A 12,842-nucleotide genomic window follows, 5' to 3' on the forward strand; every position below is an offset into this window, starting at 1 on the left:
TCGGCATGAAGAAAGTGAACTTTGCCGAGTTCGGCGGTCCGGACGTCCTGCGACTCATCGATGCCGAGGAGCCCCACGCGGGCCCCGGTCGGATACGCGTCGCCGTGAGGGCGGCGGGCGTGAACCCCGTCGACTGGCGGATCCGGGAAGGACAGGTCCTGGGTGCCCACCCGACCGAGTTGCCCGCCGGAGTCGGGCTGGACGCCGCCGGGGTTGTGGACGAGGTCGGTGAGGGCGTCGACGGGATCGAGATCGGCGACCACGTGTTCGGCGAGGGCTCCAGCACGTACGCCGAGTTCGCCGTCCTGTCGGCCTGGGCCCGGATGCCCGAGGGGCTGCCGTTCGAGGAAGCGGCCGGGTACCCCTCCGTGGTGGAGACCGCGCTGCGTGTCATCCGTGAGGTCGGCGTGCTGTCGGGGCAGACGCTGCTGGTCAGCGGGGCGTCCGGGGGAGTCGGATCGGCGGTGCTGCAGATCGCCCGCGACCGCGGCATCGCGGTGATCGGCACGGGCAGTGCTTCGAACCAGGACTATCTGCGGGGCCTGGGCGCCCTCGCCACCACGTACGGCGAGGGCTGGGCCGAGCGGGTGCGGCAGCTCGGCCGGGTCGACGCCGCTCTCGATCTGGCCGGTTCGGGAGTGATCCGCGAGCTCGTCGATCTGACGGGGGATCCGGACAGGGTCGTCTCCATCGCCGATCTCGGCGCGCCGGAGTTCGGGGTCCGGTTCTCCGGCGTGGCCGGGAGCGTGCCGGAGGCGCTCGCCGAGGCCGCCCGTCTCATCGCGCGAGGGAAGCTCCACATCCCGGTCGAGAAGTCGTACACGCTCGCCGAAGCCGCGGCGGCCCACACCGACAGCCAGGCCGGCCACACCCGCGGGCGTCGGGTCATCGTCCTCTGACCGGGGTCAGGAGGGGGGCGGGCACGGATGCGGCCCGGTGGGCGAAGGTGCCCGGCGTACGCGGTGTACGCACGCCGGGCCCGGTCGACGCAGGCAGGCACTGGTGTGACCCGCCCGAGGGCGAGGCGGTGGCCCCCTCCGAGCTCCAACACGACCGGCGAGAGGAGCGCGTAGCTCCAGCCGGAGTCGGATGGACGTGTCGATGGGCAGTCCAAGCCGACTATCCGTTCGTCATTGGACGACCGGTGATTCTGTGACAGCGAAGTCGGGCCGGGCCGAAGCCCCCTGAAGAGTGCCGTTGCGATGTTGAACGATCGCTATGCCAGATTCCCGGCTTCCGTTCCGGGCTCCCGGCCCGTGGCGGGCGCGATATCCACAGAAAGGAGAGCGAGGGCGATGCGCTCGGTCTTCCGCCGACGTTCCGGATGACATCCGAGATGTTCACGCGCGGTGGCCAGGGTCTCGGCCGAAGGCACGGCACCGCGACCGAGCAGGCGGTGCACCATCTCCTCCTGCCCGAACCGGACCGCCCAGTCAAGGGCGGTCCTGTGCTTCATCACCGCGTTGATGTCCACCCCCGCGATCCAGCAGCAGGGCTACCGTTTCCGGATGCCCCTCGTCGCCGGTCGTGGCCGCCAGCACCAGCGGAACGTAACCCAGCCGACCTTGGGCTCCGGTGCGGGAGCCGGCATCGAGAAGAACCCCGACAACCGCCGTGTGCCCCCGGCTCGCAGCCAGGCACAGCGGCGTCGACTCCCGGTACTCGCCCGCCTGCTGCTCCAGATCGGCCCCCGCTTCGACAAGCCGACGGACGACATCGGCATGCCCCTTCTGTGCCGCCCGGTCCAGCGCCGTGCGCCCGTCACCGTCCGGCGCATCCACCACGGCACCCTGCCCCAGCCACCGGGATACCCCGTTCACGTCACCGTCGTCGGCCGACCTCACCAGTTGATCCGCGACATCCATACCCCGATCATCCCGGGCCTCCGGGTCGGGCGGTCCAACTTCGCTGTCACGAACCGCCGATCGTCCGACCTCGCTGGTAAATGCCGCGGCTCCGGTTCCAGGGCCTGAGCGCTGATCAGTCAGGTGCCGCGCCATCGAACGGCCTAATAGAGGAATCTGCACTTAATATCAACTTTTAATGGCTTCTCCGCACTTATATACCGGAGGAGTACCCATGCGCTCGCTGATGAGAGCACCGGGCCGTCGAGCAGGGAGACGCGGGGCCGTCGGCCGGGTCCTGGCGGGCGCGGTCGCACTCGTCGCCTCGTTGGGGGCCGCCCCCGCGACGGTCCCACCGCCGACGCCCGGCAGTTCCGTCGTCACCGTGAAGACGGGTGGTGACCGGACCGGCGACTCTGCCGTCGGTCCGCTCGCAGGCGTACGGCTTGCCCTGTACGTCTCGGAGGACGCCGCTGCCCCCATCGACGCCGCGTGGGCACAGTGCACGTCGGACGCGGACGGCGACTGCAGCTTCGTGGTGCCGGACACGGGTGACGGCGGTGCCAACGAGGATGCCCGTTACTACGTCGGCCAGCCCGAGGAGGGCGTGCCTCCAGGCTGGTACACCAACACCTCCCTGCGGACCGGGGCGGGAAGCGGGTCCGGCTCCGTCAGCTCCCCGTACCGGTTTCTGACCCCGGCGCTGCACGACGGGCAGACGTACTCCTCCACCAGCGATTTCATGTTCAGTACCGACTACGCGGCCAATCCCTACGTCGCCTCCGGCGGCATCTGGCAGCAGTCCCGCGACAACCCGGAGCTGCCCGAGACCTGCGGCCTGGACGTCGCTCTCGTCCTGGACCTCTCGGCATCCGTGGGGAACGCGCTGCCCGACCTGAAGGCGGCGGCGAACGGGTTCACCGATGCCCTGGCCCAGACCCCGTCCCGGATGGCGCTGTTCTCGTTCGACCGGGGCTCGCCCAGTACGGGCACCGCCAATCACCCGGATCTGATGCCGGTCTCCACACAGTCCGGGGCCGACGCCTTCAAGGACCTGTATGCCGACTGGACCCTGGGTTCGGGCACCAACTGGGACCAGGGGCTGTATGCGGTGGCCAAGGCCGAACCGCACTACGACGCGGTCGTCGTTCTCACCGACGGCAATCCGACCTACTGGAACAACCCCCGCATGGGCGACGGCTCGCACACCCACTTCTCCGACGTGGAGGGCGGTATCTTCGCCGCGAACTCGGTCAAGGCCGAGGGCTCCCGAGTGGTCGCGGTGGGCGTCGGCCGGGGCGTCGAAGGGGTCTCGGGGCTGAACCTACGGGCCATCTCGGGTACGGAGGCCTTCGACGGGACCAACCCGCTGACCGCCGACTACTACCAGACCGCCGACTTCGCCGGGGCCGGTGAGGCACTGACGGATCTCGCTCTCAGCAACTGCGCGGGGACGCTCTCCGTCGTCAAGCAGATCGTGCCCGAAGGCACCACCGGTGAGGACATCACCGGGGCCACCCCGGCCGGCGAGGGCTGGGAGTTCACCGCGACCACCACGACCCCCGACATCGGCGGACTGCCCGACACCCAGGAGACCACCACCGATGGCACCGGCGCGGTCTCCTTCGAACCCACCTACCCGGCGGGCACCGAAACCGCCGGGATCACCGTGGCCGAGAGCCGGAAGCCGGGCTACGACCTGGTCACCCAGGGCGGGCTCAACGCCGTCTGCACCGACCTCGACACCGGTGCGCCGGTCCGGGTCACCAACACCGGAACGGCCGGCAGTCCGGCCTTCGGGGTGGACGTGCCCCGGCTCTCCGCGATCAGCTGCACCATGTACAACCGGCCGCAGGAGGAACCGAAGGCGGACATCACCGTCGACAAGGAATGGCTCATCGACGGGAAGACGTACACCCACGGCGACCGGCCGGACGGCTTCGACGCGAACCTGACCCTGACCGGCCCCGGCAGCGACGCCGCAACTCCGCAGGCGTGGGGTGCGACCCGTGGCGGCTACACGGTCGGGGACACCGCGACGATCGCCGAGACCACCGCTGTTCCCGACACGTGCCGCGTGGAGAGCAGCCGCGTCGTCTCGGCCAACGGCACCACGGTGGACGAGACCCTGCCGTACGCGGCACAGCTCACGGAGACCGAGAACACCTTCACCGTACGCAACACCGTGAACTGCGAGGACGAGGACGAGGCCCACCTGACCCTGGTCAAGCGCGTCGTCAACCAGCACGGCGGGTCCGCGGAGCCCGGCGACTGGACCCTGACCGCGGACGGCCCCGAGGACCTCTCCGGTACGAGCGGCAGCGACGAGGTCACAGATGTGACGGTCCCCTCCGGCACCTACACCCTCGGTGAGTCCGGCGGGCCCGAAGGCTACCGGCCGACCGGCTGGGCATGCACCGGCTCCGGGGGCGAAGGCGTACCGACCGCCGACGACCGGGTGACACTCACCGCCGGGGACAAGGTCACCTGCACCCTCACCAACACGGAACGCGGCGGCTCCCCGTCGCCCTCACCCCACCCCTCACAAACGTGGCCCGGCCCGCACCCCACGCAACCCCCCGGGGGCAGCCACGGAGGCGGCGGAGGAGAGCTCAGCCACACCGGTGCGGACGGCAACGGTCCGCTCGCACTGACCGCACTGGCCTGCGTTCTCATGGGCTCCGTCGTGCTGCTGGCCATGGCCCGACGCCGCCGGCAACGACGCTGAGCCCCTGGGCCGCTGGCCGCGACCGCCTCGTTGCCGGACGGGAGACGGATCGCGCCGGCCTTCCCCTGCGGCGGGACGGGCTGCCGGCCTGACACCCGGCCGCCGTACGGCGGCCGCCCTGACCGCCCGTCGCGGACACCGCTGCCCCGGCAGATCGCCGGGGCAGCGGTGCGGGGTGACCGGCCGGAAGGGTCCGTTCCGTTCCCGGCCGGTGCTCAGTTCCCCTCGACGAACTGCGGGTCCTTCTTCTGGTTGTAGACCTCCTTGCCGGACGCGTCGTAGGCGTGGACGTACGAGCTCGGGCCCCCGTAGTGCGGGCCGGGACGGGACGTGCCGGAGGAGAGCGACGCCGCGTAGACGAACGCCCCGCCCGCCATGACAGCCGGGTACTGCTTCGGGTCGTCGCCGTAGTTGATGGTAATCCTGGTGATGCCGGCGGTGTAGTGCCCGGCGCCCAGCGTGACGAACTGCCCCTTGCCGACAGGGGTGCTGAGGGAGTCGAAGTAGGAGACCGTCCGGCCGGTGCCCCACAGCCGGTTGTTGATGAACGTGGGCGGGGAGTCCGGGCTGCTGCCCTTGTCGCCCTTCGACTGGCACTGCACGTACTGGTCGGCGGAGTCGACGGCGACGACCACACCGTCCCAGTCGGGCGAGGCGACGGGAGTTCGGACCGCGACCACCGCGTGGTAGCGCGAGGCGTCCTGGCCCAGGCAGGAAGCCAGGATTCTGGTGACGGTCTCGGCGTCGATCGGGGTCGTCTTCGCGCTGATGATGGAGAACGCGTCCGGGGTGACAGCCTCGCGCTTCGAGGACGCCGACGGGCCGGCTCCGGCCGACGCGGAGCCGTCCGGAGTGCTCGGAACCGGGCTCGGTGTCCCGGTGCCCGCCGGGTTTCCGGCGGGGGAGGCGAGGAGCGGATCGGCGTCGCCCACTCCGCCGAAGACCGCCACGGCCGCGACGCTCAGCGCCGCGACGCCGGTGGCGACCCCCAGCGGCACTCCCCACCTGCGCCGCAGCGAAGCATGGTTGTCCTCTGGATCGATCTTCATCAGGAGCTCCTCTCGGGTCCGCCGGTGGTTCGGCAGATCACGATCGGAAGGAGCCGCGGGAATGCCCTGCATGTCATTCATCGTGCGACCTCTTCCGCGTTGACGGGATGCATCGAACTGAACGACGCCGGACCCGCGGCTCCGCCGACGAGGTCGGCGCCCAGTCTCCGCCGCGCCCTGTGCAGCCGGGACTTCACGGTTCCGACCGCCACCTGGAGCGCTGCCGCGGCCGCCTGCTGATCCAGGCCCGACCACACGCAGAGCTCGACGACCTCGCGTTCGTGGCGTGGCAGCCGGGCCAACGCCCGGTGGATCTCCGACATATGACGCTCGTCGTCGACCATGACGGCGACGCGGTCCGCGTGGTCGCCCACCGACTCGTCGTGCGAGACGAGCCGCCGCAGCAACGCCTCGGCCCGTCTCAGCCGTCGTCTGGTGTTCGAGACCAGACGGTCGGCGATGCCCAGCAGCCACGGCAGGGCCGAGTCGCGGTCCAGTACCGTCTCCGAGCGCCGGCGCCAGGCGTGCAAGAACACGGTCGACGTGAGGTCCTCGGCCTCGGACCAGTCGGCCGTCCGCCGGAACAAGTGGTTGTAGACGGTCTTGCCATGGCGGTCGAAGATCCTGCCGAACGCCTCCCGGTCACCGTCGACGGCTCTGGCCCATAGCTCCCGGTCGGATATCCCTCCGACCGGTGCGGGATCTGCGTCGTTCAGTTCCATGCTCTAGACGTGTCCGGCAACCGGCCGAAGGTTCCCGCTTCGCCGGTTCCGCTTCGACGGGCGGCACGGAACGGGCCGTAAAGACATGCTCTGGGCGGATAGTTCATTGCTTGAGTCCATTCACCCGCTTGCGGCGCTCCTGCGGCTTTCGCGCGGAGGCCTTTCCCGGAGGTGTCGTTCCTCATGCGGAATGCACCGGGCTCATACGGAATGCACCGGGCCGCCGGTGGTACGGGGGCCCGGCGTTGTGACGACGGCTCACTACGGGGGCCAATTCGTGTTGTCCCGGCAAGCCCAGTACACCCAGCGTTCCGCGGCCTGGAGTTCGCTGGGCACACACGTGTCGAGCGTGGTGAAGGAGGTGCCCGCCGCACCCGCAGGAAGGGGCTTCGACGTCACCGTGGACGAGTCGGGCACACCGGTCCACACGTGGTGCCCCACAGCGCCGCCTCGGTCTGCGACCGGCCCTCCAGCACCGTTCCGGGGCCGGCTCCCCGCTGACACCGCCTGAGGCGGCTCTGGCACGCCATAGCAGCCGCCGAAAGCGGTGTCGTGACCCGCCGTCGCGCCGATTGCCGGGTTCTGCACGCGGCGACCGCCCTAACGCGGGACGGCCGACCCTGCGCCGCCCGACGTCGTCCGAGCGAACCTTCACCCGCGCGTGACACCAGCCGACGGAGATCCGCCGACTGGCTTCGGCCGGCACCCGCGCGGGAGTGCGTGACCTTGGACGCGCCCGCTCAGCCGGCGTCGCCCAGGCGGTGCGGAGGTATCGAGGCGATGTCGAGGAAGAAGGAATCGATGCTCTGGACGGACTCGATGAATTCGTCCAGGTTGACGGGCTTGGTGACATAGGCGTTGGCGTGCTGACGGTAGGCGGCGTCGATGTCGTCCGGCGCGGCGGACGTGGTCAGCACGACGATGGGGATGCTCGACAGCTCGGTGTCGGATTTGAGGACGTTCAGCAACTCGCGGCCGTTCATGCGGGGCATGTTCAGATCGAGCACGATGAGATCCGGCCGTTCATTCCGCGGATCGCGGAGGTACTCCAGCGCCGCGACGCCGTCGTCGGCCCGTTCGATACCGCGCGCCATGCCGCGCTCGGTCAGGGCCTCCTCGATCAGCATGGCGTCGGCCATGTCGTCCTCGACGAGCAGGACGGTGTACGTGCGGGGGGCGAGGCCGTTCATGGTGGAGCTCCGGGTCTGGTGGTCGGGAAGCGGGTGGGATGCGGGGCGAGCGGCGAAAACGAGTCCGGGCCAGCGTTTGCGGGCACCCTGGCGGCTGACGCCCCAGGCTCTGCCCAACTGCGGGTAACCGGCGCCCTCCTGCGCGGCGGCCCGCGCGGCCAGGGCCGCGCACTCCTCCACCGCCCGGCCTAGGTAGGCCAGGGCACGCAATGAGGCCAGGGCGTCGCTCCGGAACTCGTTCGGGTCCTGCCCGTCGCCATCCGCCACCGCCGTAGGGAGAGAGAGCTGCCGGGCGGCTTCGGCGACGGCACATCGTGCCCGCTCCGCCAGTTCCTCCTGCTCGGGGCTCAGCCGCGTCTCATCTGCCATGGGTGCACCGTAGACGCCCAGCCACCCCGGGGACAACCAAGGTTGTCATCGCCGGTAGGGTGACGCCGCCCCGGCACGCCGCAGGGGACCAGGGAGGATGGATCCGACGTGCAGATCGACGCTGTTCAGCAGGACCCGGTAACACCGCCGCCGCGGTCGGCCGGGGGCTGGACCACCCGTGGCTGGCTGGGTGCCGGCTCGGCGGCAGCGCTGGTTGTCCTCCTGGCCCTGACCGGGTGCGGAGTCTGGGCCCTGGCCCACGCCACCGACGTCAACAAGCGGCTCATCGATCGCTGGTCGCCGGCTTTGATCGCCTCCGTCCGGATGGAGAGTGCCCTGATCAATCAGGAGACGGGCATCCGCGGGTACGGCATGACGGGGAAGCCTGAATTCCTCAAGCCGTACCAGGACGGCCTCGCCCAGCAGAGAGCCGCGGCCCGGGCACTGGAAGGGCTGGCCGAGGGCGACGGGCGGGCAACGGCCGACCTGGCCCGGGTGCGCGAGCGCGCCGAGCAATGGCAGGCCACTACCGCCCGCCCCGTCAGCGAAGCGGCCGACCCCGTCGGCTCCGCCCAGCAGCGGACGGAGTCGGGCAAGGCCGCCTTCGACGCTCTCCGCGCCTCGCTGGCCGAACAGCAGACTCACATCGAGGCCGAACGGCAGCAGGCACGCCGCGACCTGCAGCGCGCCCGCACCCTGCGCAACACGGTCTTCACCGCCATCGCCTGCGTGGTCCTGGCCCTCATCGCGCTCGCCTTCGCCGGGCTGCGCAGAGGCGTCCAAGTGCCGCTGGAACGGTTGCGCGCAGACGTCCGGAGGATCGCGGACGGCCGCTTCGAGCACTCCATCGCCTCCTCCGGCCCCGCAGACCTGAAAGCACTGGCGAGGGACGTGGAAGGGATGCGTCGACGCCTGGCCAGGGAGCTGGAGTTCAGCGACCGCGCGCGGGCCCAGCTCGACGAACGGGCGACGGAGTTGCGCCGCTCCAACGAGGAACTCGAACAATTCGCCTATGTGGCCTCCCACGACCTGCAGGAGCCGCTGCGAAAGGTCGCCAGTTTCTGCCAGCTCCTGGAACGCCGCTACGCGGATCAGCTCGATGACCGCGCCAAGCAGTACATCGCCTTCGCGGTCGACGGTGCCAACCGGATGCAGACCCTCATCAACGACCTCCTCACCTTCTCCCGCGTTGGACGCCTGCACGCCGAGGACGCCGACGTCAGCCTCGCGACCCTGCTGCAGCGCACCACCAACTCCCTGGGCATGGCCATCGAGGAGACCGGGGCGGTCCTCACTCATGACCCCCTTCCCGTGGTGCACGGAGACCCCACCCAGCTCGGCGTCCTGCTGCAGAACCTGATCTCCAACGCCATCAAGTTCCGCGCCCCGGGCGTCGTGCCCCGGGTCCATATCAGCGCCCGGCGACCAGCGGACGGTGCGGAGGGCGCCGACCGCCGCTGGGAATTCGCGGTGAGCGACAACGGCATCGGCATCGGTCCGGAATACGCCGAGAGAATCTTCGTGATCTTCCAGCGCCTCCACACCCGTGACACGTATCCGGGTAACGGCATCGGACTCGCCCTCTGTAAGAAGATCGTCGAATACCACGGCGGCACCATCACCCTCGACACCGGCCACACTCCCGGTACCCGCTTCGTCTTCACCCTCCCCCTGGCCCACGCAGACGCGCCGGCCGCCGATCCGGAGGATTGCTGACCCCGAAGCCCACCCGTGACAACGGCCTGCCCCGGCATCGCAACGGCCGGCCAGGCCGCTGCGCATCGTAGCCACCGCCGCATCCACCGGTAGTCAGCCCGGCGGCAACGCGTAGCCGGGCGGTCGTCACCAGACGCCGCAGGGGCGGTCGGCACCGAGCTGCACCTCGCGCCGGCACTCTGGGCACCCCGGCAGACCCTCCACTCGACGCGGCCTGTCGTTCTTCGCCCAGCTGAACCCGCACAGCGCCGTGTTCGAGTACAGCTCGACCTGGCCGTCCTCGCTGGCGCGTGAGCCGTAGCCCGGCACCCTCCAGGTGAACGTCGCCTCCCCGTCGTACGGGCCGCCCTCGGGCCAGTCGTAGACCGCCTCGGTGGTCGTGCAGCGCATGCGCAGGTCAGGGCCCGTCCACTTCTTTCCGTGGATGATCTCCGCAGCGGCGTCGGCTGCGTCCGCGAGCCGTTCGAAGGACAGGTCGTAGTCGTGCATGTGCTCCCACGAGCCCGGCTTCTGCGTCTCGCCCGTCAGCGAGCGGAACATCAGCAGCAGCCGGGCCAGGTCATGGTGATGGACACGCACCGTGGCGTGGTCGGGAGCTGACGGCCCAGCTGCGTGAGGCGATGGACGACCTACGGCGCTCCGTGGCGGTGCTCGCCGCCCGGGTCCGCGCCGCGCACGCCGCACGCGTCTGGCTTTCCCTGGGCACAGCAGCTGGGAGTCGTACTGCCGGGCAGAGTTCGGCGTCAGCCGCGCCCAGACGTACCGGCTCCTCGATGTCGCCCGCGCGTACCTGTCCGACACCGAGGCCGCTGACGTCCTGGCCCTGCTGTGCGACTCCGAGGGGCGCCGGCTGTTCTGCTCTTCCAGAACAAGGCGGTTTACCTAGTGCTACCGGGTTGATCGCGGGCGGGTACGACGAAGGCGCTGCACCCGGGGTGCAGCGCCTTCGTCGTACCCGCGGGGCCGGGAGGTCGCTGGAGGGCGTGTGAGGGCTCTCGGTGTCAGCCGGTCGCGGCGAGGTTGGCCATCTGGGCGGCGAACTTCGCCCGTCGCTGCTCGGTGAAGCGCTCGGGCTCGGCGGCTCGGATCTCCGGGATCGGCATGGGGTAGGCGACCTTGCCGCCGGTGAGGAGCGGGTGGAGCTGGTAGAGGCCGTCTTCGAGGCTCCAGGCGAGTCCGCACTCGCGGAGCTCCTTGAAGCCGCGGTTCACGGTCGGCTTGCTGGCGCCCAGCTCGCGCGCCATCTCGTTCTGGCTGATCGCGGCGGTGCCGGCCTCTGGGTCGCTGAGGTACAGCAGTTCGTCCAGGACGCGGCGGCCGGCGGTGGTGATGTCGACCAGGGCCAGGAGGTGCAGGGCGTCACGGGGAATCGTGACGGGGGCCTCTGTGGGAGGGCTGGGGACGTAAGAGCTGCTCACGGAGCCTCACCACTTCCGATCAGGTCGACGTGTAACGAGGATATGCCGCGCGAGGTCATGCGCTCGCCTTGCGCACGGGCCGACGCTGCCGGAGCGTGACGACCTTCTCCTTGCGGCGGGCGGACTCCGCGGCCTTCTTCTCCGCCTCGCGCGCCTGGCGCCACTCGGCGGGGTAGTCGGCGTGCGGGATGAGGCAGGCCGGGCCCTCTGCGCTGTTCCAGAGCGCCTGCCACTTCTCCTGCTCGCCGGAGGTGCCGGCCACCGTGAGCCACGGGTTCAGCTGGAGGACACCGCGCTTGGCGGTCCGCATCCAGCCGACGTGCGCGAAGAACTGCGACGCCTCGTTCACCGAGGCCGCCGACAGGTTGCACCGGGCCTGGAGGTCACGCTGGTTCGTCTTCACGAAGCCGCGGGCGGCGGCGCGGGTCTGGTCGTCGACGCGGTTGGCGTTCTGCAGCGCCACGAGCTTGCACCAGACCTGGAACCAGGAGCCGGGCATCTTGAGGCTGCCGAGGACGTCCAGCAGCAGCCGGGCGTCCAGCACGTAGCCGCTGCACTCCGCGCTCGCGGCGAACTCGCGGCCCTTGATCTTCTCCACGCCCAGGATCAAGCCGCCCTTGCCGTCCGACCGCGCAACCACGCGCTCGCCGGGGCGGACGATCGGCAGCTGGTCCATCAGCACAGTCCCCCAGAGATGATCAACGTTTCAGCCTGCACGGTAGCACTAGGTAAACCGGCTTGTTCTGGAGAAACAGAACAAGCCGTGGCACACAGTCACCTGACGGAACGTCAGTTTTGGGGTGACTTTGTTCTAGATCTCCAGAACACCCGGGAGCCGTTTGTTCTGGAGATCTAGAACAAACGGTTTCGCATCATCGCAGGTCAGGGTCAGTTTCGACGCGGAACGCTCTTATGTGTCACTAGACACCAGCGGCCCCCCGAACCACACCCATCACCACGCGAACCGCACGGCACAAGCAGCTGGCAGCAACGGGCGTGTCGCCCCGACAACCACCGGTTCGAGGGGCACTGCCTCTGTGGCTCAGCTCCCTTCGCGTGCGGCGCCGTGACCCGGTGCGGGCTCGGGACAGCAGCAACGACTCTGAGTCTTGGGCGGTGCTGACCGTGACGCTCAAAACCCGGAGGCGTGGCCAGTGTTGGTGGTGGGCTCTGCCGTACGGCCTGGTGGCCGAACGGCTCACATACCTCCGCACGCCGAATTCCGGCATTCCCATATCGCGCTTCCGTTCTGTGGCTAAGCCGTCCAGGTTGCGCAATTCGAATTCGCGCGGCCAGTTTATGGCCAGGACCAGAAGTGGCGTGCCCGGAAACCAAACCCTACACAGTCACTTGCTGCGATGCATCATTCTAGTGAGTGTTCCCTGTCAAAATGATGCATCGCGCAAATAAACCCCACTGTGGCGGATTTCCGTGTGTGCTGACGGGATATTGGTGAAGGTGAACGGTCAGGTTCGAAGGCGGGGGAGGGGTCAGGGTGGAGCGCAGCGGAGCCCGTCACTGCGATGGGGCCGGCACTCGATTGGGCCGACGATCCGTCACCCGCGTTGCAGGGATGGTGGCTGGGAACCCCAAGCTCTACACAGACCCGCACGTGATGCACCCCCTCGTAGCCAGCCCAGGTGATCGCGCTTGCGCGGTCGCCTCCAATTCGCGCTTGCGCGAATTGCATTCCGTCGAAATTCCGCTTGCGGAATTCCATTCCCGCGCTTGCGCGGGAATCCGAATTGCGCTCGCGCAATTCGTGCCCTCTGCAGCGGCTTGCCGCTGCAGTACCCGCTCCGCGGG

11 protein-coding genes are annotated in these 12,842 nt (G+C 69.5%); 3 read left to right on the forward strand and 8 right to left on the reverse strand.

Annotated features, from left to right (window positions below; translation table 11 throughout):
- Positions 1-5: 5 nt before the first annotated feature.
- Entirely contained in the window at positions 6-899 is an 894-nt protein-coding gene (locus ACIP89_RS37275) for an NADP-dependent oxidoreductase (protein WP_401934480.1), read from the forward strand.
- A 317-nt stretch (positions 900-1,216) separates the two neighbouring features.
- On the opposite strand, the gene ACIP89_RS37280 is transcribed toward ACIP89_RS37275, so the two are convergent.
- Positions 1,217-1,474, reverse strand: coding sequence for a hypothetical protein (locus ACIP89_RS37280; RefSeq protein WP_402118909.1), 258 nt, complete (start codon positions 1,472-1,474; stop codon positions 1,217-1,219).
- Positions 1,434-1,865, reverse strand: a complete 432-nt coding sequence (locus tag ACIP89_RS37285) for an ankyrin repeat domain-containing protein (RefSeq protein WP_402118910.1) — start codon at positions 1,863-1,865, stop codon at positions 1,434-1,436. Before ACIP89_RS37285 ends, ACIP89_RS37280 begins: the two co-directional genes overlap by 41 nt.
- Positions 1,866-2,079: 214 nt before the next feature.
- On the opposite strand from ACIP89_RS37285, the gene ACIP89_RS37290 reads away from it, so the two are divergent.
- Positions 2,080-4,572: a hypothetical protein gene (locus ACIP89_RS37290; RefSeq protein ID WP_402118913.1), complete on the forward strand. Its 2,493-nt coding sequence runs from the start codon at positions 2,080-2,082 to the stop codon at positions 4,570-4,572.
- A gap of 215 nt (positions 4,573-4,787) precedes the next feature.
- Here ACIP89_RS37290 and ACIP89_RS37295 read toward each other — a convergent pair whose 3' ends face one another.
- From ACIP89_RS37295 to ACIP89_RS37305, 3 genes are all read right to left on the reverse strand, one after another.
- Complete coding sequence (locus ACIP89_RS37295; protein ID WP_402118915.1) at positions 4,788-5,621, reverse strand: hypothetical protein; 834 nt, start codon at positions 5,619-5,621, stop codon at positions 4,788-4,790.
- A 77-nt stretch (positions 5,622-5,698) separates the two neighbouring features.
- Positions 5,699-6,343, reverse strand: coding sequence for an RNA polymerase sigma factor (locus ACIP89_RS37300; protein WP_401933383.1), 645 nt, complete (start codon positions 6,341-6,343; stop codon positions 5,699-5,701).
- Between the two features lie 740 nt (positions 6,344-7,083).
- On the reverse strand, positions 7,084-7,902 hold the full coding sequence (locus ACIP89_RS37305) for a response regulator (protein WP_402118917.1): 819 nt from the start codon (positions 7,900-7,902) through the stop codon (positions 7,084-7,086).
- Between the two features lie 108 nt (positions 7,903-8,010).
- On the opposite strand from ACIP89_RS37305, the gene ACIP89_RS37310 reads away from it, so the two are divergent.
- Positions 8,011-9,618 carry an ATP-binding protein gene (locus ACIP89_RS37310; protein WP_402118919.1) on the forward strand — a complete coding sequence of 536 codons (1,608 nt, stop codon included), beginning with the start codon at positions 8,011-8,013 and terminating at the stop codon, positions 9,616-9,618.
- 126 nt (positions 9,619-9,744) lie between these two features.
- Here ACIP89_RS37310 and ACIP89_RS37315 read toward each other — a convergent pair whose 3' ends face one another.
- The 3 genes from ACIP89_RS37315 to ACIP89_RS37325 all read right to left on the reverse strand — a co-directional run bounded on the left by ACIP89_RS37315 (position 9,745) and on the right by ACIP89_RS37325 (position 11,712).
- The gene (locus ACIP89_RS37315; protein WP_402118921.1) at positions 9,745-10,197 is read right to left on the reverse strand and encodes a hypothetical protein; all 453 of its coding nucleotides are present in this window, start codon (positions 10,195-10,197) and stop codon (positions 9,745-9,747) included.
- Positions 10,198-10,619: 422 nt separating this feature from the next.
- Positions 10,620-11,036 carry a hypothetical protein gene (locus tag ACIP89_RS37320; protein WP_402118923.1) on the reverse strand — a complete coding sequence of 139 codons (417 nt, stop codon included), beginning with the start codon at positions 11,034-11,036 and terminating at the stop codon, positions 10,620-10,622.
- A gap of 55 nt (positions 11,037-11,091) precedes the next feature.
- Complete coding sequence (locus ACIP89_RS37325) at positions 11,092-11,712, reverse strand: hypothetical protein (RefSeq protein WP_401933370.1); 621 nt, start codon at positions 11,710-11,712, stop codon at positions 11,092-11,094.
- Positions 11,713-12,842: the final 1,130 nt, after the last annotated feature.

The organism is Streptomyces sp. NPDC088730, assembly GCF_044751215.1.
In the GTDB taxonomy this organism is placed as follows: Bacteria; Actinomycetota; Actinomycetes; order Streptomycetales; family Streptomycetaceae; genus Streptomyces.